Raw genomic sequence first — 25121 nt, 5'->3', positions numbered from 1 at the left:
TGCAGCCTCGGCGATCGAAGTTCCTGCCACGACCGCGGGTTCGGGATGGTGTTCGGTTTATGGACGAGATCGTTCCGCGGTGGCGTACAGGCGCTGGGTCATGACAGGACGATTCCTTGACGCCCTCCGACGCGGTTCACCAGATCACGGAAGCGATGATGCTCGTGATGCTGCTCTCGATGCCTCCCATCGTGGTCGCCTCGGTGGTCGGCATCGGCGTGAGCCTGCTGCAGGCCTTGACTCAGGTGCAGGAGCAGACGCTGTCCTTCGCGATCAAGCTGATCGCGGTCGCCGTGACCATCGCCGCGATGGCGGGATTCCTGGGAAGCGAGATGCTGACCTACACGACGAAGCTCTTCGACGATTTCCCGCGCTACACCCACAAAGCGTCGGCGCGGCCGTGACCGGCCTCGCCGCCGCGTCGGCGGCCTGAGCGTTCATGTCCGAGATACGCGAGATGCTTCAGGCGTTCACCCGCCCCGAGGCCTCCCCCCTCAGGGCTTCGGGCGACCCGCGGAGCGCACCCTACCGCGCCACCATGGGTGTCGAGATCGCATTCTCGTCGGCCGATTTCGCCAAGCTTAGCAGCGGAGCCAAGGCCGACCTCGCCAGGGCCGCGGTGCGCCGCAGCTTCGGGTCCAACGAGTTCATCTATCTCCAGGACGACGAGGCCAAGCACCTGTTCTTCGTCGTCTCCGGGCACGTGCGCCTGTCCTACCTGATGGACGACGGGTCGACCGTCCTTCACGGCATCCTGCCGCCGGGCGAGAGTTTCGGGGAACTCGGCGTCTTCGAGAGCAGCACCTATTGCGACATGGCGACGGCGATCGGCTGCCTGACGACCGCGAGCATCTCGGTCCAGGCCTTCAAGGCCTTGTCCGTCCGTCATCCCGACGTCGGGGACGCCCTCGCCCGCGTCGTCGCCCGGCGCTACCGCTCCTACGTCACGCTGACGCGGGACCTGAGCCTGAAGTCGCTGCCCGCGCGCCTCGCGCAATCGGTGCTCCGCCTCGCCGACGGGCTGGGCACGCGCGCGGTCGTCAAGGGGCGCCAGGTCGGCATGCTCGGGGCGGTCGTCAACCAGACCGATCTAGGCCTGATGGCGCGCGGCTCCCGCGGCAACGTCAACCGCGCCCTGAAGACCTGGGAGCGGGCCGGCTGGATCGCGATCCAGGACCGCTGCATCCTGATCCTCAACCGCGCTCGACTTGAGGGACTCTCGATGGAGGAGACGCTCTAGATGGCGACCGACGAGACATCGCCGGCGCCCGAGGCCGGCTTCGGAATGACCGATCTCGAGGAATCGCTTCGGGGTCCGGAAGGATCGGCCACGCGGCGTGAGGCGCTCCTGCGCCTCGACGGCATGGCCGAGCGCGTCCGCAGCCGCATCGGCCGCGGCATCCAGGCCGCCGAGTTCGAGAGGACGAACGCCCTGGCCAACGCAATCACCGCCGCGACGCACATCCTCTCGCGGACCGGCAACTGACGTTTTAAGACGAAGGAGAAACGACATGACAACGGGAAACCCGGCATCTCGGATTGGCACAGCAAGTTTCTATGAGACGAACGAAACGACGCGTGCAACTTACAGCACTACTCCCTTGACCGGTTACGATGGATTCGACTTGATCTGGCGCCAGAACCAGCTCCAGGCGCAAATGAAGAATATCGAGAACGATATCCGCTCCATCGAGCAGAACTCCAACCTGTCCGACACTGAGAAGATGTTCTCGATGCAGATGGCAATGAATAGCTGGTCGGCCATCAGCAACCTGCGCACGAACATGCTCAAGTCCGTCTCCGACACGCTGAAGTCGGTCGCCCGCAACGTCGCCTGACCTCGGGTGCGGCGGCCTGCGGACGCAGTTCGCCCGATAACGCTCGGGCTGGGAAAACGGCCGATGCGACGGCGATTTGATGCCGTCGCGCAAGCACGATCCCTGTGGAACCGGCCGCCAAGCCGGTTCCACAGGCACCCACTGTTCCTGCGAGGATGACGCGCGATGTCGGGCTCATCCGAAATCACACGGCAGAACGTCTCCGCCTTCAACGTGATCTCCCCCGTGGGGGCCGAGGTCGTGGAGCAGGCGCGCGGCAGCTATCGCGGCGAAGACGTCGCGCTGTCGTCCGAGGCATCGAAGCTCACGGACGCGGCCGAAGAGCTCGGGCAGTCGGTTGCGCACCGCGCTGACCGGAAGTCGCTCGGCGAACGGACCGTCCGGTCGGGTCAGGTCATCGACCCCGAGGCGATCGCGCGGCTGAACAGCTACCTCGACAAGCTCCCGGACATGCCGCGCGAGGCGGCCCTCCTCGCCCTCGTCGGGCAACTGGAGACGATGCGGAACCTGCTGGAGGGATCGGGCGGCGGGGGCGGGACGACCAAGGACGAGATCCTCGCCGCGCTCAGGGAGTTCGACGGCGACGTCACGCACCAATATGCGGGGCTGGAGGTCGCCCGCGCGCATTTCGAGGCGGTGGGCGCCGATCCCGTCTTCCTCAACCGCCTCGACGAGGCGCGCGCGGAATTCCAGAAGACCGATCTCGCCCGGGACGTCCATGCCGGCTTCGCGGTCGCCGAGGTCGCCTCCCGCGCCGCCGAGACCCTGGAGACGGATCCCGCCGCGGTGCGCGACGTCTATCGGGCGATGCTGCGCGAGACGATGCATGTCGGCCAGCTCTTCGACGCGCTCACCCGGTTCGACGTGCTGCGCTCCTTCGGCGAGGCCGTGGAGACCTTCATGACGGCGGCCGGCCGCGACCTCTCCAGCGCCGGCCCGTCGACGGATCCCGTCTTCCTGCACGGCCTGCTGACCGAACTCGGCAAGCTCAAGAAGATGCAGACGGTGTTCGATGCGACGCGCCAACTCATCCAACTCACCGACCGGGGACAGCGGCCGGCGGTCCCCGCGAACCCGGTCGACCAGACCAGCCGCATCTTGAACTTCGCCTCGCAGCCGACCGCGAGCCTCGCCGACGCGCGCCGCCTGCTCGGCGGCTTCGGCGACCGTCCGCCCGCGGTGCAGGTCACTTTCGCCAACGGCCTGCGCGGCCTGCACGCCGACATCCCCGACGAGATCATGTCCTCGGTGCAGGCCCGCGCGCAGCAGACGAAGGCGATCATGACGCTCCTCGACACCCTCGTCGCCGAGGAGGAGGCCTACGCGGACGAGTCGGCGGGCGATGGCCGGGGTCGGCCCGTCGCCCGTCGCGAACAGGGACGGGAGCCCGGCCGATGACGTTCTCGCGGATGAGCCTCGGAGCGATCGAAGGTTTCGCAGGGCAGCTCGGACTGCCGCTCAGGCCGGCGCGGGATGGCAGCGTCAGCTTCGTGTTCGCCGAGACCGGCACCCTCTCGCTGACGCCCTCGCGCGACGGCGCGCGCGTGCTCGTCAGCCTGGCCCGCCGCCCGGCTTGGCTTGGTCCGGAGCTGCTGCAGGCCGCTCTCGCCGGAGCCGGCGTCGATCCCGGCACGGGGCGAATCGTATATGCCGGCCTCGCCGCGGACGACAGCCTGGTGTTCAGCCTGAGCCTCGACGAGGCCGAGTGCGACCTTCCGACCCTCGACGCCTGCCTGCATCAGCTCGCTGCCGTCCACCGCGGCCTGCCCTGACCGGGAGGGGGCGAGACTCCCGCCTCGCTGTGCCGAACGTGACTGCGACGGCCGGCGGAGCGGCTAGAACGACCGGACGAAGCGGGGCCGTGGGCAGCGACGCCGGAACCGAAGCCATCGTAACGAGGACTTTGCCCCTGATGCAGGACCTTCATCAAGCCATCGCGGCTTTGCGCGAAGTGACCGGCCTGCCGGACCTGGAACTCGGTCCCGACCAGCACGCCGAGGTCGTGTTCGGCGAGACCCCTGTCGGCTTCGTGGGAATCGGCGCCGATCACGTCGAGATGGTCACGCCCCTCGCCGCGCTCCCGCCGGAACTCGACCAGACGCGTCTCGCCCGCCTGATGACGGCCAACTACCTCGGCGCGGCGACGGGGCCGGCGCGCCTCGCCCTCGATCCCGGCCGCCGGCAGATCGTCCTGTGCGAGCGCCTCGACCTGCGCGGCCTCGATGCGGACGGCCTTCACGCCCGCATCGTCGACTTCCTCGGCAGCGCCGCCTTCTGGAACGGCCCTGAGGGGCACGAAGCCCTCGACGGCGCACCGCTGGCGGCCGAACTGCCCGCGACCGAGCAATACCTCATCCGCGGCTGAGCCGCCAAGCAGATAGGAGAACCATCATGCCCGTCGGCCTCGGCAACGCCGCCCCCGCCTCGTCTCCGCGCACGTCCCTCGCTCCCGGCGAGACCGCGGACCTCCACAAGACCGGGACCGGCGAGATGTTCCTGCGGACCTCGCGCGGACCTGGGGAGGTCGGGGCGGCCGTCGCCGGCGGCGTCTCCGGAGCGGCGGCGACGGTGTCGACGCGGATCGGCAGCGGCGAGGCGACGCGTCCATCCGTCATGGACACCGCGCTGGGATGGATGACCTCGAAGTTCGAAGCCTTCAAGGGCAAGCTCTCGGACCTCGGCGGCAAGATCGGACAGGTCGCATCTCAGGTCCAGGACTCGAAGCTTGCCCATGTCCTCAGCGAGGCGAAACACGACGTCGTCGATTTCCTGAAGACGCGGCTGGGTATCCAGGACGACGAGCCGCCTCTGAACATCCGGCAGACGGCCGATGCAGCACGTTCGACGACGACGGATGCCGTCGCAGACGCGGCCTATGCATCGTCGCTGAAGTCCGACTGGCTCAAGAAGGTCGATGTCGACCTGACGTCGCACGCCTCGCCGGAGACGATCGCTCAGGTGAAGTCGATCGTCAGCGCCGAGATCGAGAGAACGAAGGTCGATATCACCACGTTCATGCGCCAGGACACCGCGTTCAAGGCGCTGATGAAAAATGCCGCCAACGGCTTCGCGATCAACCTAGCGATCGATGAACACGCTCAGCTTCCGGCAAACAAGACCGTGCTATTGAGCCAGGCAGACTTTACAGGCGGAAACCGAGCCCTGCAAAGCTATCCAGATCTAAATAAACAAGTGCAGATCGACAACCATAATTTCGCCAGCAGATCGGGAGAATATGCGAAGGGATTCTTCGAGAGGATGCTCGGAAAGGACGAGCAAGGGGCAAGAGACATCGTAGCCAGCTATCCCCAGTCTATCAAAGACATTTTTCGCGCCGCCATCGAAGTAGTGAGAAGCAGCGACCTTTCACCCGCCCAAGTAAAGGCGCTCGAAAACACCATGATGGCCAACTTCTTCCTGCATATCCTCAGTACTCGTATTGCGGATGTCACATTGCCGACGAGCGATTTCGCGAAGAGCCTCGGCGTTCCTACGCCTAGCCCAAGTACTCCGACACCTCTCTCAGTTGTCAGCATGACTGCTTGCTCGAAAGTGATGCAGACATTCGCGAATTCCGGAAAGATGCAGGCAAACGCCCCGCTTCATCCGGCCGTGAAAGAACAGCTCGATACGATCGAGCCGCAGATGCAACTGAACATCAAGGTCATGGCCGAGACTTTCTATTCTCAAGGTGCCGCCACGGTGTGAAGCCGATTGAATCCCAGCGGCACGCGGCCGTACCCTCGTGACCGTCAACCGTATGGGCCGGCGCCCCGAATGACCGACCTGCGCGACACCCTGCAACTCTTCCTGCGGCTGTTCGACCGGGAGTTCACCGCGCTCCTGCTCACGCTGCCGCGGGTCTACGCGTTCATGGCGACCTCGGGGCTGCTCGTGTCGACCGCGGTGCCGCGGACGGCGCGGGTCGCGGTCATCCTCGCCCTGTCCGTCGTCCCGGCCGGGGTCAACCTCCAGCACGTCGACGGGTTCGACCGGCAACTGACGAGCTATGCCGCCTACTTCGCCAAGGAGACCGCGGTGGGCTTCGTCCTGGGCAGCCTGGTCGGCTGGGTGTTCTGGGGCGTGCAGTCGGCCGGCGCGCTGATCGACAACCAGCGCGGGTCGTCGATGGCCTCGTCGATCGACCCGCTGCAGGGCCAGGAAACCTCGACGCTGGGCATCGTCTTCTCGCAGGTCTTCCTGACCTACCTCTACGTCGCGGGGGGCGTCCTGCCGATCGTCGGCCTGCTCTACCGTTCCTTCGCGCTCTGGCCGGCTCCGAGCGCGCTGCCGATCCTCACCGACCGGTTCCCGGCTCTGATGCTCGGGTCGTTCGACCACGCGATCGAGTTCGTCGTGGTGATGGCGGGGCCGGTGGTCGCGGTGATGTTCCTGGCCGAGTTCGCGCTGGCGATGGTCAGCCGCTTCGCACCCCAAATCCAGGTCTTCGTCCTGGCGATGCCGATCAAGAGCGGCCTCGCCATGTTCATCCTGATCTTCTACTTCGCGACGCTCCTGCCCTACGCCGCCGGCCAGACGTCGCTGTTTGCCCGCTACGTCTCCAGCCTCGACGGGCTGATGCGCGCCTCCGGAATGCGGCCGTGAGCGAGACCTCCGGAGACAAGACCGAGCTTCCGACCCCCAAGCGCGAGCGGGATGCGCGCCAGCGCGGGCAGGTCGCCCGAAGCCAGGAGGCGGTGACCGCGGGCTCGCTGCTGGCCGTGATCATCTACCTGTGGCTGGCCTGGGGCGACATCACCCGCCGCCTGGTCACCCTGTTCGACGTCGCCGCCGTGCTCGCCATCGGGGATTTCCGGACCAACGCCCTTCAGGGCCTGACGATCATCGGCCGGGAGATCCTCGTGATCCTGGCGCCGGTCGTGGGGATCACCATCGTGGCGGCGATCGCGGCCAACGTGCTGCAGTTCGGCGTCCTGTTCGCCTTCGAATCCCTGATGCCGAAGCTCGACAAAGTCAGCCCGGCCGCCGGCTTCAAGCGCATCCTCTCGATGAAGCAAATCGTGGAGCTTCTCAAGTCGCTCCTGAAGATCGCAGTCCTGTCGATCCTGCTCTACTACGTTCTACGCGCCGCGATCGGGCCCTTCACCCAGTCGATAGGCTGCGGCCTTCCCTGCCAGACGAATCTGATCTCGGCGGTGCTATTCCAGACGCTGATGTATTCGGGCCTCGCCTTCGTCGTCGTGGCTGTGGCGGACTTCGCCTATCAGAAGCACCACCACACCAAGAGCCTGATGATGAGCAAGGACGAGGTCAAACGCGAATACAAGGAGAGCGAGGGCGACCCGCACATCAAAGGCAAGCGCCGTCAGTTGGCGCAGGAACTGGCGACGGGGGACGGCGGGCAGGCCGCCCGCAAGGGAACGGCGCTCGTCGTCAACCCGACGCATCTCGCCATCGTGCTGCATTACGACGAGCAGGACGCGCCGGTGCCCCTCGTGACGGCCAAAGGCCGCAACGCCCACGCGGCGCAGCTCCGGGCACAAGCCGAGGAGGCGGGCGTTCCGGTCTTCCGCAACGTCGCGCTCGCCCGCGCCCTCTACGCCGACACGGCGGTCAACGAAACCATCCCGGACGATCTCTTCGACATCGTCGCCGAGGTCCTGGCCTGGGTCTCGCGCAACCGCCACTTGCTCTATCAGGAGCGCCTGCAGCACGGTGTGATCGACATGGAAGCCGGAGATCATCGCCGGGATACGGGCGCCGGCGCGGACCACGGAGCCTCTCCATGAGCCTCACGATACACGCCTGCACGCGAGCGATGGCTACTGGCTGGCCTGCCCGGGGCCGCAATGCCGAAGCGGCATGCGGGCCGCCTTCGATTGGACTGATCCTGATATCCCGATCAGTTGAGGGCCCGCCACGTTCCGTTGCTGTCCGGGTACAAGTCGATGCAATCTTCGAGCGAAGCGGACCCTGTACGGCGTCCCGTCTCGCCCAACGCATGCTTGCGAGCATCGATTTCTTCTTCAAGACTCGCACGCGAAATCATACCCGCAGAGTAAAGCCGTATGACCTCGTTGATGCTCTGTTGTCCCATAGAACCGCTCCGAAGAGGCGCGTGCAATGTGATGGATCAATGGTGAGCCCGGCGATCGGTTCCGGATGTGTTGCACTGCCGCAGGCCTTCGACCGACGTGGATCGGGCAGGCTTCGGACCGGTGACCCGTGGCGATCCTTCGAGAGCGGGCAAAGCCGTCGAGCATGCGGGCGTGCCTTGCTGCTCGCCGCATTCCTGCTGTCCGGCCCCTCGGCTCAGGCTCAGGGCGACCTGATCGGGGGGGAGTTGGCTCGACGCGAGCAGGGCATGATCGAGGAGCTGCTCAGGCTCCAGCGCCGCCGGGACGATGGCGCGACGGACCGGCGCGAACAGGAGCGCCGAGATGATCTGCACCGCGCGGAACGGCGTCAGGACGACATGCGGGAGGCCGAGCGCCGCCGGAGCAATGAGGAGCGAGACCGTGACAGACGCCGGTGATGCCTGGGTTTCGTGGGCCGGCGCGGGTCGGCGGCGACTTGTCCGATGCTTCGCGGCCGGCTTGATCGCCGGCTTCCCGGCCGTACCCGCCGTCGCGGCGGATCCGCTGTCCTCGACCGATCCGGCGAGGCGTTCGTTGCCACCCGTCCCCCTGGTGCCGTTTCGGCCGCTCCTGCGCTCGGCGACAGGGGGATGCCTACCCGGATTCGCCGTGAATACGTTCGGCCTGTGCGCCCGCCATGACGATCCGCGGATCGTCTGCGATCCGGAGCCGCCCGGGCCACCCGTCTGTCGAGTGGCGGCACCGAATCCGATTCCATACGGGCCAGGTGCGGCTTTCCGTCTCGACTATTGATCTGTCCTCACCACCGAAACGCAGCAGGCGGCATCGCATGACATACCGGCGCATCGCACGCTTGGCGGCACGTTGCACATTGTTGGCTTGGTTTGCCGGCGTGGCCGAAGGCGCCTCGGCCGCCGAGCGGACCCTGCCGACGGCGCGCAGCCCCACGCAACCGTCCGGTCAGGTCCACCTCGAATGCACCAATCTCCGGCGCCTCGGCGACAATTTCCTGCTCGACCTGAAGATCCGGATGAGCTTCAGCCGCGCCGATCTCGTCTATACACGGTTCGAGAACGCGGGCCGGGGCTGGCAACGGATCGACCAGCGTCCATACGCGGACATCTCGCCGACGCGCATCACGCTCGCCGACGACGCCGCACTGACCGCCTATGTCGAGCGCCTGACGGGTGATTACTATCACATCGATCGTACCGGCACCGGAGTGTCGCTCTGGGGCCGGTGCGTACTGGTCGGCGGCCTCTGGCGCTACCTCTGAGATAGGCCAACCCCACCGGCGATCTGGACCGAGCCGTTTCGAGCGAATGTGTTCGACCGCGATGGAGATGCAGTTTCCGCGAAAACGCAGGGCGCTCCAAGCCACGTAGGCGCGCTCAGTCTTTCTGGGATACGCGAAAGCTTTGTTTTTGAGTCCAGTATCTCCACAACGCGCATCGCCGTTCGCGCTTAAGGCACAGACGACCGATCCGTGACCGTCCTGCCCGTCCTGCACTATCGCACCGCCGGCCTGCCCGAGAAGCAAGCCTTCGCTGAATGGCGGGAGGTCATGGCGCCGATGTTCGCCATCGAGCGGGCTCGCTACAGCCGAGCACTGCCGCGCGGCAGCGTGTCGAGCTACCTCATGGACGATGTCATTGCCCATCGCTGCACCTTCAATGCCCAGCACCTCACCCGTGACCAAGCGCTGGTCGCCGCGACGCCCAACCACGTTTTGCTGCAGTGCTATCGGTCCGGCGGCTTCCAGGGGGAATTCGGCGGACGGTCCGTCATGGTCGGCCGCGGGCAGGTCGCGATCTGCGACCTCGCGCGTACGGTCGACGCGCGGGCGGCCGCGTCGGACACGAGCGGCCTCGCAATCCCCAGAAGCCTGCTCGTCGGGGTCGACCTCGACCGCATCGGCCCCCGCCTCGACAAGGACCGCGAGCGCTTGCTGTTTGCTCGGATCATGGCGCTGAGCCGGCAATTACCGCGGCTCACGGTTGCCGAGACGGAGGCCGTGACGACCGATCTCTTCGCATTCCTGCGCCGCCTGTTCGATACGTCGGCGGCGGTCGATACGCTGGACGGCCAGGAGCTCGATAGCGGGGTCTTGAACCTCGCCGAAAAGGTGATCCGCGCCAATCTTGCCGCCGCCGATCTCTCGCCGGCTTCTCTCGCGGTACGGATCGGGGTGTCACGGGCGACACTCTATCGGGCCTTTGCGCCGCTCGGCGGCGTGATGCGACACGTTCAGGAACTAAGGCTGGAGGCCGTACGGGATGCCCTCGCCGATCCACTGGGTACCCGCAACATAGCACAACTGGCGACCATCTCCGGCTTCAGTAGTCCTGCCCATCTCAGCCGCGTCTTCCGGCGGCGCTTCGGTCTGACGCCGCGCGACCTACGCCACGAGCGGATCGTGCAAGCCGATGCCGAGCGGCAACGCTCGGCCGAGCCGGTGAAAGCTTGGTGGGCGCGCCTGGGGGGATAGGCTGCTATTATCGACGCGGGGTCATCCCGAGTGTTTGGCCTATAAGTGTAGGCAACCTCGGCCGTGTGTCATACCGTTTCCGTCTGATTGACTCGGCGGGTAATTCTCGTTGAGCGATAATCTGGTTAGGGTCTGTGCCACGTTTCATGGAGGCGGATATGGCTCACATCGCCGATCATCTGAGTGTTACGGAGCTGGGCCTGGCCTGCCCCCTGGAAAGTGGTCCTCCCTGAGGTATGGCTTTGCGCCCTGCTTGGAGTTGACCTTGTTTGTGGTCCACGGCCTATGCAAGTTCTAGGGCTGTGACAGCTTGGTTGGCGAAGGCTCGAGGCGTCAAGCCACCCAGGGCCGTGTGAGGTCGATCTTCGTTGTAGTGGCACCTCCATTCCTCAATGCGCTCACGCGCGTCCGCCAGCGACAGGAACCACGAAGCGTTCAGGCATTCCGCCCATAGGCGGCCGTTGAACGACTCGATGTAGGCGTTGTCGGTCGGCTTGCCCGGTCGGGAGAAGTCGATCTCGACCCCGTTCAGGTAGGCCCACTGGTCGAGCATGCGCCCGGCGAACTCGGGGCCATTGTCCACCCGTAGGCTTTTCGGTCGACCTCGCAGCCGGACCAAGGCGTCGAGCGCCTCAGTCACCTGGTAGGCGCGGAAGTTGGCTCTCGGTCTAAGCGAGAGCGCCTCTCGCGTGTGGCAATCGACGACGGTCAGAATCCGAAACGGACGCCCGTCGAAGATGCGGTCGGACACGAAGTCCATTGCCCAGACCTCGTTGGGCCCACCGATCCCTGGCCGACCCTGACGATACCGCCAAGCCCGCTTGCGATTGGGCAGCTTGGACCGGATCGACAGTCCTTCGTCCCGGTAGATCCGATACGTGCACTTGTGGTTCGCCGTTCTCCGACAGACGCTGATACCGTTCAACCAGATCGAAGACCCCAGGCTGACCCATCCGAGCCTCCCCAACGCCGATAGCATCAGGAAATCACGACACCGCCCCGCATGGAAGAGGTATTGCGAGGTGTCCGATCGGCTCTAAGCAGGCATTCGTGGGTCGCCCCACGAATGCCTGCTTCGATCTCTTTGGTGCCGCATCATTTTTTTTCGCGCGAACCGGCGGCCACTTCGCGCAATGATGCTTAGACCGGGCTCACATCCCTTAAACGGCCTGCTCCGATCACGGGCGCCCGCGGAGCGAGGCCGGCTGGCCCGGCAGGTCGAGGCGGAAGCCGGTCTCGCGGATCGCGTCGCCCGACACCGCGTACACGCCGAGCGTCCGATCGACGTAGTTGCCGACGTAGGCGTAGGCGCCCGAGGGATCGAACGCGATGCCCTGCGTGACCGCGCCAGCCGGCGCCTCGGACACGGCGCGCAGCCGCCCGTCCCCGATCGCCACCAGCACCGCCGCGCCGCGCGGCGTGTAGGCCGGGCTCGCGTGGGGGGCGGCGGCGCCCTTCACCACGGAGACGACGGCGTGGCGCCCGTCGGGCGCGATCGCCAGGGTCTCGGCGGTGTCGCCGATGCCGGCATGGTCGAGCACCACCGGGCGCGGGCCGCGCGCGCCGATCAGGCTGACCACGTCGGCGTGGCCGTCGCTCGGGACCGCGCCCGCGTTGGCCGAGAGCGCGAAGGCGCCGTCGGGCGTGACCTCGAGGCCGTAGGTGCCGGGGCCGACCGGCATGTCGAGGGTCGGATCGTAGGTGACCGCGCCGCCCCGGATCGCCAGCAAGCCGACGGTGCCGGCCTTGTTCTTGGCGACGAAGGCGCGGGTCCCGTCCGGGGTGATGGCCACCGCCGCCGCCTCGTCGCCGACATCGACCTCCGCCGCCGGCCGGACCACCGTGCCGCGGATCGTCAGCACCGTGACGCTGCGGCCCTCGCGGTTGGCCACCAGCGCGAAATCCCCGGCGCGGGCGATCGCCAGCCCCGAGGGCTGGCGCCCGACCCGGATGGTCTCGACGAGGCGCGGCGGCGCCGCGGCAAGATCGATCACGTGCAGCCGGTCGTCGGCCTGCGCGTACCAGTTCTCGCCCTCCCGCCGCATCGTCACCGCGCTGGCCACGAGCCCGAGGCGCCCGTCCGGGGTGATCTGGAGGTTCGTCGGCGGCCCGTAGACGGAGTTGGGCAGCGGCAGGACGTGGACGAGCCTCGGCCGGGCGGGGTCGGCGATGTCGACGATCGCCACCGCGTCGTGCCCGTCCGGTCCGTTCCGCGCGCCCTCCGGCGCGAAGAACGTCTTGCCGTCGAGGCCGACCAGCAGGAAGGACCCGGGCCTCTCCTGCGCGAGACCGGGCAGGACCGCCAGTACCACGTGGAAGAGGATCGCGAGACCGAGGGCGAGGGTCCGCGCCGCCCGGAAGCGCCGCGAACGGGGCAGGGCTCGGGCGGGGCTCACTTCACCACGATCCAGTCCTCCACCACCAGCGCGTCGAGCCCTGTCGTGTAGAACATCAGGATCGCGTCTTCCGCCGTGTGCAGGATCGGCTTGCCCATCACGTTGAAGCTGGTGTTGAGCAGGATCGGCACGCCGGTGAGCGCGGCGAATTCCGCGATCAGCGCGGCGTAGGCGGGGTTGCGCGCAGGTGTCACGCTCTGGAGCCGGCCGGTGCCGTCGGCGTGGACCACCGCCGGCACTTTGTCGCGCATGCTTTCGCGCCAGACGAGCGTGCGCTCCATGTACGGGCTATCGGAATAATCCTCGAACCAGTCGGGACCGGCATCCGCCAGGATCGAGGGCGCGAAGGGGCGGAACGCCTCGCGGTACTTAACCTTGGCGTTGAGCGCGTCCTTGGCGCCCATGGGCCGCGGGTCGGCGAGGATCGAGCGGTTGCCGAGCGCGCGCGGGCCGAACTCGGCCCGGCCCTGCACCCAGCCGACGAGGCCGCCGCCCGCGAGGATCCCGGCCGCTTCCCGCGTGACCGCCGCGTGGCCGATGCGCCGGGCGCGCGGCTCCCGTTCGGCGAGCCGCTCCATCGGCCCGGTCGGCACGCGGGAGCCGAGATAGGCGGTGAGCGGCCGGGCCGCCAGCGCCGGGCCGGTCCAGTCCGGATGGTCCTCGGCATAGGCCAGCCACGCGGCGCCGATCGCGTTGCCGTCGTCGCCGGGCGCCGAGGGCACGTGCAGGCGGGAGAACCCGGAGCGGGCGAGCACGCAGCCGTTGTAGGACGAGTTCAGGCCGCAGCCGCCGGCGATCACGAGGTTCTCGTGCGGCACCAGCGCCCAGGCCTCGGCCACCAGGATGTCCATCAGCTCGCAGAACACCTCCTGGCCGCTCCGGGCGAGGTCGGCCCAGCCGCCCTCCCCGAGATCGGCCGGGCGGCGCGCCAGGATTGCGGCGGCCACCGCGCGCACGGTGGCGTCGTCGGAGAACGTCAGGCGGCCGTTCCGGGCGCCGTAGAGCCGGCGCAGCAGCGCGATCAGGTCGGGGTCGGCGCGGCCATAGGGCGCGAGCCCCATGATCTTCCACTCCTCGCCCTTGAGCTGGTCGAAGCCGGCGAGATCCGTGACGAGGCCGTAGAGGAAGCCTACCGAGCCGCGGCCGCGGTGGCGGCGCACCTCGGCGATGCGCCCGGCTTCCATCCGATAGAGCGCCGCCGCGCCGGTCTCGCCCATGCCGTCGACGACCAGGGCGGTGGCGTCCGCGAACGGGCTGCCCCACAGGGCGTAGGCGGCGTGCGTGAGGTGGTGGGGGTGGCGCACCTGCCGGACGATGCGCGCCCGCGGCTCGCCGCCGCGCCCGCGGGTCTCCTGGTCGAGCGCCAGCAGGGTGCCGTAGCCGGCTCGCGCCTGCGCGATCGCCATCTCGGCGACGAAGATGCGCTCGGCCCGCTCGGGCACGAAGGAGCGGTTCAGCGCCGGCGCGTGGCGGCCGAGGGCTTCCAGGGTGAAGGCGCCGGCGCGCGCCTGCCCGTCGAGGAAGTCGGTGAACTGCTGGCCCCAGGTCGAGGCGACGACGAGTTCGGAGCCCTGCGGCACGTGCTGGCCGAGCAGCCCGACCATCCGGGACGCGGGGTCGGGCTCGCAGTTCGGCGCGCGCTTGTACTGCAGGAACCGCTCGGCGCCTTCGGCGAACAGCACCGTGCCGTCGGGCCCGACCAGCGCGAGCGCCGGATCGTGGAAGGTGGTGGCGAGGCCGAGGTAATACCGCATCGCGGGCCGGGGTAGCGCGTGCCGCCGCGCCCCGCAACGCGGCGCGCGACCGGCTCCGTCCGGGCCTATTCCGCGGCCTGTGCGAACACCGCGCCGGCGCGCGGCAGATCCAGCGTGTCCCAGGTCTCGACCAGCGCCGCGGTCAGCGCGGCGATGCGGGCCTCGTCGTGGAACGGCGAGGGGGTGATGCGCAGGCGCTCGGTCCCCCTCGGAACGGTGGGGTAGTTGATCGGCTGGATGTAGATCGCGTGGCGCTCCAGCAGGTGGTCGGCCGCCGCCTTGCACAGCTCGGCGTCGCCCACCATCACCGGCACGATATGGGTGTCGGTCGGCAGCACCGGCAGGCCGGCGGCCTCCAGCGACGCCTTGGTCCGGGCGGCCTGGCGCTGGTGCGCGTCCCGCTCGACGTTCGATCGCTTGAGGTAGCGCACCGAGGCACGCGCGGCGGCCGCGATCGCCGGCGGCAGCGCGGTGGTGAAGATGAAGCCCGGCGCGAAGCTGCGCACCGCGTCGCAGATCGCGGCGGACGCTGTGATGTAGCCGCCGACGCAGCCGAAGCCCTTGGCGAGCGTGCCCTCGATCACGTCGACCCGGTCCATCACGCCCTCGCGCTCGGCCATGCCGCCGCCGCGGCGCCCGTAAAGGCCGACCGCGTGGACCTCGTCGAGGTAGGTCATCGCGCCGTAGCGGCGGGCCAGGTCGCAGATCGCGCCGATCGGCGCCACGTCCCCGTCCATCGAGTAGACGCTCTCGAACACGATCAGCGTGTTGCGCCCGGCCGCCGCGACCAGCAGCTCTTCGAGGTGGGCGAGGTCGTTGTGGCGGAAGATCCGCTTGTCGCAGCCCGCGTGCCGCACGCCCTCGATCATCGAGTTGTGGTTGAACGCGTCCGACAGGATCAGGCAGTCCGGGATCAGCTTGGCGATCGTCGAGATGCCGGCCTGGTTCGAGACGTAGCCGGAGGTGAAGACGAGGCCGGCCTCCTTGCCGTGCAGGTCGGCCAGTTCCCGTTCGAGGTCGACCAGGGGTGAGGTGTTGCCGGCGATGTTGCGGGTGCCGCCGGCACCCACGCCGCAGCGCCGCGCGGTGTCGGTGAGGGCTGCCACCACCTCCGGGTGCTGGCCCATGCCGAGGTAGTCGTTCGAGCACCACACCGTGATCTCGGAGGTCGCCCCGTCCGGCCGGCGCCAATGCGCGGTCGGAAAGCGGCCCGCGATCCGCTCGATGTCGGCAAACACCCGGTAGCGCCGCTCGCCGTGCAGCCGCTCCAGCGCGCCGCGGAAATGGGCCTCGTAATCGGTGCCGACGCCGTGCCCGGTGCCCAGGCTCTGCGTGGGGGCGGCATTCGCGGCGGGCCGGGTCTCGGGCATGGGAGTCCTTGTCGTGGCTGACCGGGCGGCGGGGCCGTCCGGGCGCGGGATCGTCGAGGCGGACAGGGCCGCGATGCCCTCGGTGCGGTCCGCAACCCCACCGGGGTCCGGCCCGCCCGATCGTGCATCGGGTGGAAGGCGAAGAATCCGGCGGCGTGTCGGTGCGCCGCCGAGAGGAACGATACAGGCGGGTCTGGAATCGGTTCAAGGTAGGCCGGAGACAGACCTGCCTTGCATCGCCCACGACGCCATTGTGAGGCGCGGGGACGGGCTTTACGAGTCGAAGGCGACGATGGGTCGCGTGGATCATGAGCGCAGGCAACGACGGCACCCGCACGCAACGCCTCAAGGCGGCGCTGCGCGAGAACCTGCGGCGGCGGAAGGGCCAGGCGCGCGGGCGGGGGGAGGCCGACGCGTCGAGCGGCGACCATCCGTCCGAAGGCGCGGCTTCATCTCCGGAGAATTCGGCTGGGCAGGCTGTGGACAATAAGTCACGGTCAGATTCGCCCGTTCCATCGCATCGGAGTCCGAATCGAAGCGATGACGATTGAGGGTTTCCCCGCGCGATGGACACGAACGATGACGATCCGCGTGCATCACAGCATTTCGTCAGGATGGCGAGCGCATTCCTTGACGAAGTGGCGCCCGACTTTCATTGTTAGGTTTGCAAAACTGACACATTTGAGTTTGTCGAGAAGTTAAAAGGCAATTATTATCCATTCATCTACAGCATAAATTACGACAATAATCGCAGAAAACGCTACCGCCAGTGGCTTCTGGTTTGCTCGAACTGCGGTTGTACCTACAGCTTCGGTCACGAGCCGCTGCTCGCATGGGCGGAGGCACGCGGGATGACAGGCGATGACTAAGTTTCGCGTTGTCGGACAGGAATCCGGAACGGAAGTGGAGGCGGATGAGCCGCGCGCGACCCCCTCCTTGTCCGGCGGCAACGGAGGAGGCACATCAGACGGCATGGACCGCCGGGTGGCCACCCTCGAAAAAGGCATCGACAAACTGTTCGCCAGGCTCGACGACATCCAGACGTCGATTGCGGCGGCACGGCTCGACACGGAGAAGCGGTTCGGGACGCTGGAGAGCCGCTTGATCGCCATCGATACCAAGCTGGACGCCAAGGTATCGACATCCGAGCTGACCCCGATCGCGGCGAAGATCGGAACGATCGACGGAAAGGTGTCCAACATCCCGACCGTCTGGCAGATGATCGCGCTCATGGCCGCACTCCTGGCTGGCGTGAGCGGGCTCGCCATCGCGATCGTGAGGCTCGCGCGTCCCTGAAGGCGTTGTCCGCCGGTCGAGGGATGCAACACCTCCCGCGGAACGCTTAAGCCCCGGTCCCCTTTCGGACAAAACTCGCCTATAGGCTGCGATCGAGCACGAGCCCCGCTCGGCGGGAGCACCGGCACCGCGATACGGGCGCGGCGTCCCAGGGCACGAAGACATGGACCGCATCCACATCACCGGCGGCGCAGCCCTCAACGGCACGATCCCGATCTCGGGGGCCAAGAACGCCGCGCTGCCGCTGATGATCGCGAGCCTGCTCACCGGCGACACGCTGGAGCTCGCCAACGTGCCGCGGCTCGCCGACATCGCCGCGCTCACGCGCATCCTCGGCAACCACGGCGTCGATCACATGGTGGTGGGCAAGCGCCCGGGGCAGTCGACCGAGGCCGGCCAGACCATCCGGCTCACCGCCTCCAACGTCATCGACACCACGGCGCCCTACGAACTCGTCTCGACCATGCGGGCGAGCTTCTGGGTGGTGGCGCCGCTGCTCGCGCGCTTCGGCGAGGCGAAGGTGTCGCTGCCGGGCGGATGCGCCATCGGCACGCGGCCCGTCGACCTGCTGATCATGGCGCTGGAACGTCTCGGCGCGCAGATCGAGATCGACGCGGGCTACGTCGTGGCCAAGACGAAGAACGGCCTGCGCGGCGCCGAGATCGACTTCCCCAAGGTGACGGTGGGCGGCACCCACGTGGCGCTGATGGCGGCTGCGCTCGCCCACGGCACCACGGTGATCGCCAACGCCGCCCGCGAGCCGGAGGTGGTGGATCTGGCCGAGTGCCTGACCAAGATGGGCGCGCGCATCCAGGGCGCCGGCACGCCGCGGATCGTCGTCGAGGGCGTGGCGCGGTTGAACGGCGCCCGCCACGAGGTGCTGCCCGACCGGATCGAGACCGGCACCTACGCCATGGCGGTGGCGATGACCGGCGGCGACGTGGTGCTGGAGAACACCCGCGCCGACCTGCTGCACGCCGCGCTCGACATCCTCGCCACCACCGGCACCGAGATCACCCCAGTGCCGGGCGGCCTCCGGGTGCGGCGCAACGGCGCCGGGCTCGCGGCGGTGGACGTGACCACCGACCCCTTCCCCGGGTTTCCCACCGACCTCCAGGCGCAGTTCATGGCGCTGATGACGCTCGCCGCCGGCCAATCGCGCATCCGCGAGACGATCTTCGAGAACCGCTTCATGCACGTGCAGGAGCTGGCGCGCCTGGGCGCGAGGATCCGCCTCGAAGGGGATCTCGCCGTCGTCGAGGGCGTCGCGCGCCTGAAGGGGGCGCCGGTGATGGCCACGGACCTGCGCGCCTCGGTCTCCCTGGTGATCGCGGGGCTGGCGGCGGAGGGCGAGACCCAGATCAACCGGGTCTACCACCTCGACCGCGGCTTCGAGGCGCTGGAGGCCAAGCTCGGCCGCTGCGGCGCGCGGATCGAGCGGGTTCGGGCCTGATCGACCGCGCCTCCCGGCGCTACCGCGACGGGTGCTTCCCCCCTCGTGCGGCGACCGCATTCCCGCGGCGCGTTCGCGTGATGCGGGATACGAGTCCTTGTTTCGACCCGCCCGCCTCCGGCGAACCAGTGCCCGTCACGTCGGGACGCGCTACCGCTTCCAGACGCCGATGCGCTCGGTGCGGGCGTGGTCCTCGGCGGCGACGAGTTCGGGGGAGGCTTCCGGCGCGGCACGGCCGCCGCCGTTGAACAGCACCACCTCGGAGAGGTCGCGGCCCTCGACCGTGCAGGAGAAGTTCTCGCTGCCGGGGGCCGGGACGCAGGCGACCGGCCGGCCGGCGAGGTATTTCGTAAGCTCGTCCGCCTGCCCGCCGCGCACCCACTCGACGCCGAACAGGCGCATCAGCTTGCCCGAGACCCGCACGGTCGCGGTGTCGATCACCTCGGCCCTGCCGCGGACCTCGTTGGGCGCGGGCGGCGGCTCGGGGAGGTCCGTGGCCTCGGCGGTCTCCGGCGGCGCCGCCGCCGCCTCGGGGGGCGGCGCGGGGCGGGGCGCCGGCACGGGCTTGACCGCCGGCAGGGGTGCGGCGGTCTCGCCCTCGGGGATGCGGCTGGCCACCACGAGGCCGGCGGCGGCGACCGCGAGCAGAACCGCCGCGGTCCCGCCCGCGAGCCAGCGGCGGTGCTGGCGCACCGATTCGCCCTCGCCCTGCCAGTTGCGGACGCCCGCGAGGCGGCGGCCGAGGCCCGCGGCCGCCCCGCCCCACCCCGATGCGCGCGCCCGGCGGGCGGCGAGCCGCGCGGCGAGGCGAGCGCGGAACCCCGAGACGCGCCCGGCCGCCGATTCGGCGAGCGCCCGCCCCTGCTCGGTGGACCGCTCGGCGAGCGCGCGCGCGCGCTCGGACCCGGTCTCGACGAAGCGCACGGTGGCGGCCCGCATCTCGGCCGCGCCCGCCATCAGCGCGGAATCCTTCTCCGGCGCCTCCGGCGTCGCCGGCGCAACGACGACGTCCGGCGGCGGGAACAGCGCGGGATGACGCCGCTGCAGGTCGTCGACGAGCTCGGGCAGCGTCAGGGGCGCGTCCGACCCCGGATGCAGCCTCGGGCGGCCGTGGCGATCGACGACGCGGTAGCCCGGCGGGCCCTCGGACGGTTCGACCGCCGCCTCGGCGAGCAGCTCCAGGGTGCGCACGGCCACGGGTTTCGGGCGGCGGCGCGCGATCTCGGCCTGCACCTGAACCCGCAGGCCGGCGCGCTCCGCGCCGCCGAGGACGGGACGCTCCGCCTGCTCCGCCGATGCCGGGTCCGCGACTGTCATCGGGCCGGTCTAGCCGCTGGCGCGCCCGCCGGCCAGCGCGCCGACCGCCGCGCCGCGGCGCAGGACCCGGCTCGATTCCGAGACGATCACCGCCCGGCCGCCGGGGAAGCTCACCTCCAGCACCAACTCGGCGACCCCTTGCGCGCGCGCGCCGCGGGCCGGGCTGCCGGCGCGGAAATCGACGATCGCGCGCACGATGCAGCTCTCCAGCGCCGCGTCGCAGGCGGTGCGGACCGTGCGCGGCGCGTAGCGCCGCTCCGGCCAGCGTTGCGCGAAGCGGCGCTTCTCGGCGAGCAGCTCCGCCAGCGTCGTCATCCGCCCGTGGAAGCGCAGGCGCGCGCCGTAGAAGCGCGGCGCCCCGGCGACCATCGCGCCGACCGGCGCGGAGAAGACCGCGAGGTAGTCGCCGGCGAGCGCCTGCGCCTGGCCGGCCCGGTCGGACGCGCGCGGATCGGCGCCGGCCTCGCGCGGGGCCGGGCCCGTAATCGGCGGCGCGGTCGGGAAGGCGCTCGCCGCCGGCGTGCCGGCGAGGCGCCGGGCGGCCCCGCGGCGCATCCGCGGCCGTTCGGCCCGTCGGCTCGGGCCGGCCATGGCGGCGGCGTCGCGCCCGGCCTCCGCCACGGCCGGTTCCGGTGCGGCGGCCCGGCCCGGTTCCGGCTTCGACGGTGCCGGATCGGCCGGCACGGGCACGGGAGGCGCGGTCTGGGCCGGCGTGGTCTTGGCCGGCGTGGTCTTGGCCGGCGGATCGACCCAGCCCGGCCGCGATTGCGCCGCCGCGACGCCGGCCGTCGCCAGCGGCAGGATCAGGCCGAGCGCGAGGACACCGTGGCGGACGCGGCCGGAACGGGCGGGATCGGGGCGCAAGGGGTCGGGGCACATGGGGTCACCGGGTGGCGGCCTGAGCGGCCGGATCTTTCGCGGAGGCCGCCCGCGCCGCGGCGGCCGCGCCACGGTATCCCACCGGAAGAGCCATGCCATGGAAGCCGATTCGTCGGCAAGGATCGGCACCGGCAAGGCTCGGCACCGGCAAGGCTCGGCACCGGCAAGGCCGCCCGGACACGCGGCCCGGGATTGGGCGTGGCCGCGGGGTTGAGATCGGCGGCCGGACACGCCAGATTCGCGCCATCCCGGGTCCGGGCCCCTCCGGCGGTCGCGGCGTCGACCGCGATGTCGGACCCCAGCCACGCCGTCGCCGCCGGGCCAAGCCCGGTGCGACGCGAACGCGCCGAAAGGCTCGCCCGTGTCCCAGACCTCTGCCCGATCCGGCCGGTCGCCGGAGCTTCGTCGATGAACGACGGTCCGCCCGCCGCGGGGCTTCCGGGGGCAGAGCTTCCGGGGGCAGGGCTTCCGGCCGAAGGCTCGCCGAGGCGCGGGCCGTCCCCGCGCCGGGCGCTGCTGATCTGCAACCCCAGGGCCCGCAACGGCGCCATCGCCATCGAGGCGGTGCGCGGGGCCCTGCGCGCGGGCGGCATCGAGCCGGTCGAGCCGCCGCCGGGCGGCGATTGCCGGGCGACGATCGCGCGCCACGCCGGCGACGTCGACCTCGTCATCCTCGGCGGCGGCGACGGCACGATGAACGCGGCCGCCGCCGCGCTCGTCGCAGCCGGGCTGCCGCTCGGCATCCTGCCGCTCGGCACCGCCAACGACCTCGCGCGCTCGCTCGGCCTACCGCTCGATCCGCTGGCCGCCGCGCGGCTGATCACGACCGCCGCGCCGCAGCCGGTCGATCTCGGCTGGGTCAACGGGCACTACTTCTTCAACGTGGCGAGCATCGGCTTCTCGGCCGAGCTGGCCGGCGACCTCACCGCCGAATCGAAGCGGCGCTGGGGCACGCTGGGCTACGCCATCGCCGCCTTCCGGGTGCTGCGGCGCGTCCGCCCCTTCACCGTCACGATCGTGCACGACGGCGGCACCGAGCGCGTCATCACCATCCAGGCCTCGGTGGGCAACGGGCGCCATTACGGCGGCGGGATGACGGTGGAGGAGACGGCGACCGTCGACGACGGCAAGCTCGATTTCTACAGCCTGGAGGTCGGGCACTGGTGGCGCCTGCTCGCGCTGCTGCCGGCGCTGCGCCGCGGCACGCACGGGCGGGCTGCGGACGTGCGCGCCTTCCAGACCACGGAGGTCGTGCTGACGACGAAGAAGCCGCGGCCGGTCAACACCGACGGCGAGCTGACCACCCACACGCCGGCCCACTTCAAGGTCTTCCCGAAGATCCTGAAGGTCTACGCGCCGGCCCCCGCGCACCGCCCCGGCGCAGCGGCCAAGTCCCTGCTTCCTCTTTGACAAGTCCCTGCTTCCGTCCAAAGCGCCGAGTCCCCCGCGTGGATCATCTCCTCCAACTCGCCGCCGACCCCAAGGTCTGGGCGGCGCTCGCCACCCTGATCGTGATGGAGGTGGTGCTCGGCATCGACAACCTGATCTTCATCGCGATCCTGACGAACAAGCTGCCGCCGGAGCACCGGACCAGGGCGCGCCGCATCGGCATCGGCCTGGCGCTGGCGCTGCGGCTCGGGCTGCTCGGCACCGTCGCCTTCATCGTGCATCTCACCGAACCGGTCTTCTCGCTGCTGGGCAAGGGCATCTCCTGGCGCGACGTGATCCTGATCGGCGGCGGCCTCTTCCTCCTCTGGAAGGCGACCAGGGAGATCCATCACAGCGTCGATCCCGAGCAGAAGGCCGCGGATTCGGCCGGCGCCCTCGGCTTCGGCGCGGCGATCGTCCAGATCCTGCTGCTCGACCTCGTGTTCTCGATCGACTCGATCATCACGGCGGTGGGCATGACCGAGCACGTGCCGGTGATGATGATCGCCGTCGTCACGGCGGTGGTGGTGATGCTGGTGGCCGCCGAGCCGCTCTCGGCCTTCATCGCCAAGAACCCGACCGTGGTGATGCTGGCGCTCGGCTTCCTCATCATGATCGGCATGACGCTGATCGCGGAAGGGTTCGGGGCGCACGTGCCCAAGGGCTACATCTACACGGCGATGGCGTTCTCGGCCGGCGTCGAGGGGCTGAACATGCTGGTGCGGCGGCGTCGGACGCGGGCCTGAACCGAACACGCCTTCCCTCGGCATGATCGACGAGCCCGGTCAGGGCTCGATCGCGCCCGGGACGAAGGTCTCGCGGAGCGTCGCCTCCAACCGGACGGCAGCCGGGTTGGCGGTCGGCGGCGTGGCGCTGAGCAAGACGAGGCCGAGGCGCGGCAGCGGGGGCAGGCCGGTCAGCGCCGTATCGAGGACGGATAGTGCGGCGGGCAGGCCGTGGGGCGTTCGCGCCGTGACGCCGAGGCCGGCCGTGACCGCGGCGAAGAGCCCGGACAGGCTCGGGCTGCTGAAACTGACGCGCCATGGAATGCCAGCATGGTCCAGGGCGGACAGGACTGCATGCCGGAACAGGCAGGGGGCGTCGAACGCCACCAGCGCCAGCGGGTCGCCGGCCGCACGGCCGGCCCAGTCGCACGGGCCGATCCAGACCATCGGCAGATCGAGGAGACCGGCCGCCGGAGGCAACGGGTCGCCCTCGTTCCAGAGCAGGGCGAGATCGAGGTCGCCCGCCGCGAAGGCGGCGCGAAGGACGGCGTTGCGCTCGACCCGCGCCGTGATCCGCACCTCCGGGTACAGGCGCACGAACCGGGCGAGCGTGGTCGGCAGATGCGTCTCGGCGAAATCCTGCGGCAGGCCGAGCCGCACGGTCCCCGAGACGGCCGGAGCATGCAGGGCGGCAAGCGTCGCGTCGTTGAGATCGAGCAGGCGGCGGGCGTAACCGAGCAGCACCTCGCCCGCCTCCGTCGGAACGAGGCCGCGCGCGTGCTTGCGCAGCAGCGGCCGGCCGACCTGATCCTCGAGCTTGCGCAGTTGCAGGCTGATGGCCGAGGGCGAGCGGCCGAGCCGCACCGCGGCCCGCGCGTAGCCGCCGAGATCGATCCCGGCGACGAAGGTGCGCAGCACATCCATGTCGAGGTTCGTCGGCAGCATCGCAACCGTGCGGTTTTTCCAAACTTTCGATTTAAAAGTTCCTGATATTCCGAACGATCTTCACAGCCTACGGTCGGCAGTGTCAAGGGCACGGCGGATGGCCGGCCCGCTGAGGATCGCCCCATGCCGTTCGTCACCCTCAAGCTCGCCGCCGACCTCGACGGCACTGAAACCGCCCGCCTCCAAGGCGGCCTCACCGTGCTGATGGCCGAGGTGCTGGGCAAGACTGCCGAACTCACCGCCGTCCTGATCGAGCGCGTTCCGACCTCGGGCTGGACGGTCGGAGCCGCACCGGTCGCCTGCGCGGCCCATCTCGACGCCAAGGTCACGCAGGGCACCAACACCGCAAAGGAGAAGGCCCGCTTCGTCGCGGACGCCCATGCGCTGATCGCCGATGTTCTCGGCCGACGGCTGGCGCTGGCCACCTACGTGGTCGTGGACGAGGTGCCGGCCGACGCCTGGGGTTATGGCGGGCGCACGCAGGCAGACCGGGCCGGAAGGGCGTCGGCTTCCTGAGACGGCGGCCCCCGGCGGCGCCCGATTCGAGAGACCCACGCCCACGAAGAAGGCCCCGATCCTGCGATCGGGGCCTTTCTCACGCGTCGGAATTCCGAAGCGATCAGGTGTTCATCGAGTCGAAGAAGTCGCCGTTGCTCTTGGTCTGGCGCAGCTTGTCCATGAGGAACTCGATCGCGTCGGTGACGCCCATCGGGTTGAGGATGCGGCGCAGCACGTAGGTCTTCTTGAGGGCGTCGGCGGGGACCAGCAGTTCCTCCTTGCGGGTGCCCGAACGCGTGATGTCGATCGCCGGGAAGACGCGCTTGTCCGAGACCTTGCGGTCGAGGATGATCTCGGAATTGCCGGTGCCCTTGAACTCCTCGAAGATCACCTCGTCCATGCGCGAGCCGGTGTCGATGAGCGCGGTGGCGATGATCGAGAGCGAACCGCCCTCCTCGATGTTGCGCGCCGCGCCGAAGAACCGCTTGGGCCGCTGCAGGGCGTTGGCGTCGACGCCGCCGGTCAGCACTTTTCCCGATGAGGGGACGACCGTGTTGTAGGCACGCCCCAATCGGGTGATCGAGTCCAACAAGATGACCACGTCGCGGCCGTGCTCCACGAGGCGCTTGGCCTTCTCGATCACCATCTCGGCGACCTGCACGTGGCGGGTGGCCG

The 25121-nt window shown here is 69.4% G+C and carries 25 protein-coding genes and 1 pseudogene; 18 read left to right on the top strand and 8 right to left on the bottom strand.

The features are described 5' to 3' along the window. Positions 1-116: 116 nt before the first annotated feature. From sctS to ACFE86_RS00070, 13 genes are all read left to right on the top strand, one after another. Positions 117-404: a type III secretion system export apparatus subunit SctS gene (sctS, locus tag ACFE86_RS00130; RefSeq protein WP_375453294.1), complete on the top strand. Its 288-nt coding sequence runs from the start codon at positions 117-119 to the stop codon at positions 402-404. A 35-nt stretch (positions 405-439) separates the two neighbouring features. Further along, positions 440-1240, top strand: coding sequence for a Crp/Fnr family transcriptional regulator (locus tag ACFE86_RS00125; RefSeq protein WP_375453293.1), 801 nt, complete (start codon positions 440-442; stop codon positions 1238-1240). After that, positions 1241-1486 (top strand): EscE/YscE/SsaE family type III secretion system needle protein co-chaperone, encoded by a 246-nt coding sequence (locus ACFE86_RS00120; RefSeq protein WP_375453292.1) that lies wholly within the window; start codon positions 1241-1243, stop codon positions 1484-1486. Between the two features lie 25 nt (positions 1487-1511). Further along, positions 1512-1838, top strand: a complete 327-nt coding sequence (locus tag ACFE86_RS00115; RefSeq protein WP_375453291.1) for an EscF/YscF/HrpA family type III secretion system needle major subunit — start codon at positions 1512-1514, stop codon at positions 1836-1838. A gap of 165 nt (positions 1839-2003) precedes the next feature. Further along, positions 2004-3236, top strand: coding sequence for an HrpJ domain-containing protein (locus ACFE86_RS00110; protein ID WP_375453290.1), 1233 nt, complete (start codon positions 2004-2006; stop codon positions 3234-3236). Beyond that, a complete protein-coding gene (locus tag ACFE86_RS00105) occupies positions 3233-3610 on the top strand; it encodes a CesT family type III secretion system chaperone (RefSeq protein ID WP_375453289.1) in 378 nt (125 codons plus the stop codon). The genes ACFE86_RS00110 and ACFE86_RS00105 overlap by 4 nt, the downstream gene beginning before the upstream one ends. A gap of 140 nt (positions 3611-3750) precedes the next feature. Beyond that, on the top strand, positions 3751-4203 hold the full coding sequence (locus ACFE86_RS00100; protein ID WP_375453288.1) for a type III secretion system chaperone: 453 nt from the start codon (positions 3751-3753) through the stop codon (positions 4201-4203). A gap of 26 nt (positions 4204-4229) precedes the next feature. Continuing rightward, a complete protein-coding gene (locus ACFE86_RS00095) occupies positions 4230-5546 on the top strand; it encodes a hypothetical protein (RefSeq protein ID WP_375453287.1) in 1317 nt (438 codons plus the stop codon). Positions 5547-5615: 69 nt separating this feature from the next. Continuing rightward, positions 5616-6443, top strand: coding sequence for a type III secretion system export apparatus subunit SctT (sctT, locus tag ACFE86_RS00090; RefSeq protein ID WP_375453286.1), 828 nt, complete (start codon positions 5616-5618; stop codon positions 6441-6443). After that, positions 6440-7588, top strand: a complete 1149-nt coding sequence (sctU, locus tag ACFE86_RS00085; RefSeq protein WP_375453285.1) for a type III secretion system export apparatus subunit SctU — start codon at positions 6440-6442, stop codon at positions 7586-7588. Before sctT ends, sctU begins: the two co-directional genes overlap by 4 nt. A 485-nt stretch (positions 7589-8073) precedes the next feature. Further along, positions 8074-8334 carry a hypothetical protein gene (locus tag ACFE86_RS00080; RefSeq protein WP_375453284.1) on the top strand — a complete coding sequence of 87 codons (261 nt, stop codon included), beginning with the start codon at positions 8074-8076 and terminating at the stop codon, positions 8332-8334. A 455-nt stretch (positions 8335-8789) separates the two neighbouring features. Beyond that, a complete protein-coding gene (locus ACFE86_RS00075; RefSeq protein ID WP_375453283.1) occupies positions 8790-9173 on the top strand; it encodes a hypothetical protein in 384 nt (127 codons plus the stop codon). A 210-nt stretch (positions 9174-9383) separates the two neighbouring features. Further along, on the top strand, positions 9384-10385 hold the full coding sequence (locus ACFE86_RS00070) for a helix-turn-helix domain-containing protein (RefSeq protein WP_375453282.1): 1002 nt from the start codon (positions 9384-9386) through the stop codon (positions 10383-10385). A gap of 283 nt (positions 10386-10668) precedes the next feature. Here ACFE86_RS00070 and ACFE86_RS00065 read toward each other — a convergent pair. The 4 genes and pseudogenes from ACFE86_RS00065 to hemA all read right to left on the bottom strand — a co-directional run. Beyond that, positions 10669-11277: pseudogene (locus tag ACFE86_RS00065) on the bottom strand (IS3 family transposase); the annotation flags it as partial. A gap of 286 nt (positions 11278-11563) precedes the next feature. Next, complete coding sequence (locus ACFE86_RS00060) at positions 11564-12781, bottom strand: YncE family protein (protein WP_375453281.1); 1218 nt, start codon at positions 12779-12781, stop codon at positions 11564-11566. Then, positions 12778-14535: a carbamoyltransferase gene (locus ACFE86_RS00055; protein ID WP_375453280.1), complete on the bottom strand. Its 1758-nt coding sequence runs from the start codon at positions 14533-14535 to the stop codon at positions 12778-12780. The genes ACFE86_RS00060 and ACFE86_RS00055 overlap by 4 nt, the downstream gene beginning before the upstream one ends. 65 nt (positions 14536-14600) lie before the next feature. Further along, positions 14601-15905: a 5-aminolevulinate synthase gene (gene hemA / locus ACFE86_RS00050; protein WP_375453279.1), complete on the bottom strand. Its 1305-nt coding sequence runs from the start codon at positions 15903-15905 to the stop codon at positions 14601-14603. An 861-nt stretch (positions 15906-16766) separates the two neighbouring features. Here hemA and ACFE86_RS00045 point away from each other — a divergent pair. Further along, positions 16767-17201 (top strand): hypothetical protein, encoded by a 435-nt coding sequence (locus tag ACFE86_RS00045; RefSeq protein WP_375453278.1) that lies wholly within the window; start codon positions 16767-16769, stop codon positions 17199-17201. A gap of 163 nt (positions 17202-17364) precedes the next feature. After that, positions 17365-18654 (top strand): UDP-N-acetylglucosamine 1-carboxyvinyltransferase, encoded by a 1290-nt coding sequence (gene murA, locus ACFE86_RS00040; protein WP_375453277.1) that lies wholly within the window; start codon positions 17365-17367, stop codon positions 18652-18654. 150 nt (positions 18655-18804) lie between these two features. Here murA and ACFE86_RS00035 read toward each other — a convergent pair whose 3' ends face one another. Together ACFE86_RS00035 and ACFE86_RS00030 are read right to left on the bottom strand one after the other, a co-directional pair. After that, entirely contained in the window at positions 18805-19971 is a 1167-nt protein-coding gene (locus ACFE86_RS00035; protein WP_375453276.1) for a thermonuclease family protein, read from the bottom strand. Between the two features lie 9 nt (positions 19972-19980). Beyond that, positions 19981-20850 (bottom strand): hypothetical protein, encoded by an 870-nt coding sequence (locus ACFE86_RS00030; RefSeq protein ID WP_375453275.1) that lies wholly within the window; start codon positions 20848-20850, stop codon positions 19981-19983. 408 nt (positions 20851-21258) lie between these two features. Here ACFE86_RS00030 and ACFE86_RS00025 point away from each other — a divergent pair, with 408 nt between their 5' ends. Together ACFE86_RS00025 and ACFE86_RS00020 are read left to right on the top strand one after the other, a co-directional pair. Then, a complete protein-coding gene (locus tag ACFE86_RS00025; RefSeq protein WP_375453274.1) occupies positions 21259-22260 on the top strand; it encodes a lipid kinase in 1002 nt (333 codons plus the stop codon). Between the two features lie 38 nt (positions 22261-22298). Then, a complete protein-coding gene (locus tag ACFE86_RS00020; RefSeq protein WP_375453273.1) occupies positions 22299-23024 on the top strand; it encodes a TerC family protein in 726 nt (241 codons plus the stop codon). 39 nt (positions 23025-23063) lie between these two features. Here the strand turns inward: ACFE86_RS00020 and ACFE86_RS00015 are convergent, their stop codons facing one another. Further along, a complete protein-coding gene (locus tag ACFE86_RS00015; protein ID WP_375453272.1) occupies positions 23064-23948 on the bottom strand; it encodes a LysR substrate-binding domain-containing protein in 885 nt (294 codons plus the stop codon). A gap of 123 nt (positions 23949-24071) precedes the next feature. Between ACFE86_RS00015 and ACFE86_RS00010 the strand changes: the two genes are divergently transcribed. After that, a complete protein-coding gene (locus ACFE86_RS00010; RefSeq protein ID WP_375453271.1) occupies positions 24072-24464 on the top strand; it encodes a 4-oxalocrotonate tautomerase family protein in 393 nt (130 codons plus the stop codon). A 103-nt stretch (positions 24465-24567) separates the two neighbouring features. Here ACFE86_RS00010 and rho read toward each other — a convergent pair. Next, positions 24568-25121 (bottom strand): transcription termination factor Rho (gene rho / locus ACFE86_RS00005; protein WP_375453270.1); only part of this gene is annotated, 554 nt, incomplete at its 5' end.

This window comes from uncultured Methylobacterium sp. (assembly GCF_964244095.1).
In the GTDB taxonomy this organism is placed as follows: domain Bacteria; phylum Pseudomonadota; class Alphaproteobacteria; order Rhizobiales; family Beijerinckiaceae; genus Methylobacterium.
Note: the sequence above shows the minus strand (reverse complement) of the source record. Positions and strands in the feature narration are given on the sequence as shown.

What these genes read in the sequence shown, in the direction of transcription:
- ACFE86_RS00095 (WP_375453287.1), top strand. Translation starts at nt 4,230, where the DNA reads ATGCCCGTCGGCCTCGGCAACGCCGCCCCCGCCTCGTCTCCGCGCACG.
- ACFE86_RS00055 (WP_375453280.1), bottom strand. Translation starts at nt 14,535, where the DNA reads ATGCGGTATTACCTCGGCCTCGCCACCACCTTCCACGATCCGGCGCTC.
- ACFE86_RS00015 (WP_375453272.1), bottom strand. Translation starts at nt 23,948, where the DNA reads ATGCTGCCGACGAACCTCGACATGGATGTGCTGCGCACCTTCGTCGCC.
- ACFE86_RS00035 (WP_375453276.1), bottom strand. Translation starts at nt 19,971, where the DNA reads ATGACAGTCGCGGACCCGGCATCGGCGGAGCAGGCGGAGCGTCCCGTC.
- ACFE86_RS00120 (WP_375453292.1), top strand. Translation starts at nt 1,241, where the DNA reads ATGGCGACCGACGAGACATCGCCGGCGCCCGAGGCCGGCTTCGGAATG.
- sctT (WP_375453286.1), top strand. Translation starts at nt 5,616, where the DNA reads ATGACCGACCTGCGCGACACCCTGCAACTCTTCCTGCGGCTGTTCGAC.
- ACFE86_RS00025 (WP_375453274.1), top strand. Translation starts at nt 21,259, where the DNA reads ATGAACGACGGTCCGCCCGCCGCGGGGCTTCCGGGGGCAGAGCTTCCG.
- ACFE86_RS00045 (WP_375453278.1), top strand. Translation starts at nt 16,767, where the DNA reads ATGACTAAGTTTCGCGTTGTCGGACAGGAATCCGGAACGGAAGTGGAG.
- ACFE86_RS00110 (WP_375453290.1), top strand. Translation starts at nt 2,004, where the DNA reads ATGTCGGGCTCATCCGAAATCACACGGCAGAACGTCTCCGCCTTCAAC.
- ACFE86_RS00125 (WP_375453293.1), top strand. Translation starts at nt 440, where the DNA reads ATGTCCGAGATACGCGAGATGCTTCAGGCGTTCACCCGCCCCGAGGCC.
- ACFE86_RS00105 (WP_375453289.1), top strand. Translation starts at nt 3,233, where the DNA reads ATGACGTTCTCGCGGATGAGCCTCGGAGCGATCGAAGGTTTCGCAGGG.
- ACFE86_RS00100 (WP_375453288.1), top strand. Translation starts at nt 3,751, where the DNA reads ATGCAGGACCTTCATCAAGCCATCGCGGCTTTGCGCGAAGTGACCGGC.
- murA (WP_375453277.1), top strand. Translation starts at nt 17,365, where the DNA reads ATGGACCGCATCCACATCACCGGCGGCGCAGCCCTCAACGGCACGATC.
- ACFE86_RS00030 (WP_375453275.1), bottom strand. Translation starts at nt 20,850, where the DNA reads ATGTGCCCCGACCCCTTGCGCCCCGATCCCGCCCGTTCCGGCCGCGTC.
- ACFE86_RS00115 (WP_375453291.1), top strand. Translation starts at nt 1,512, where the DNA reads ATGACAACGGGAAACCCGGCATCTCGGATTGGCACAGCAAGTTTCTAT.
- ACFE86_RS00010 (WP_375453271.1), top strand. Translation starts at nt 24,072, where the DNA reads ATGCCGTTCGTCACCCTCAAGCTCGCCGCCGACCTCGACGGCACTGAA.
- hemA (WP_375453279.1), bottom strand. Translation starts at nt 15,905, where the DNA reads ATGCCCGAGACCCGGCCCGCCGCGAATGCCGCCCCCACGCAGAGCCTG.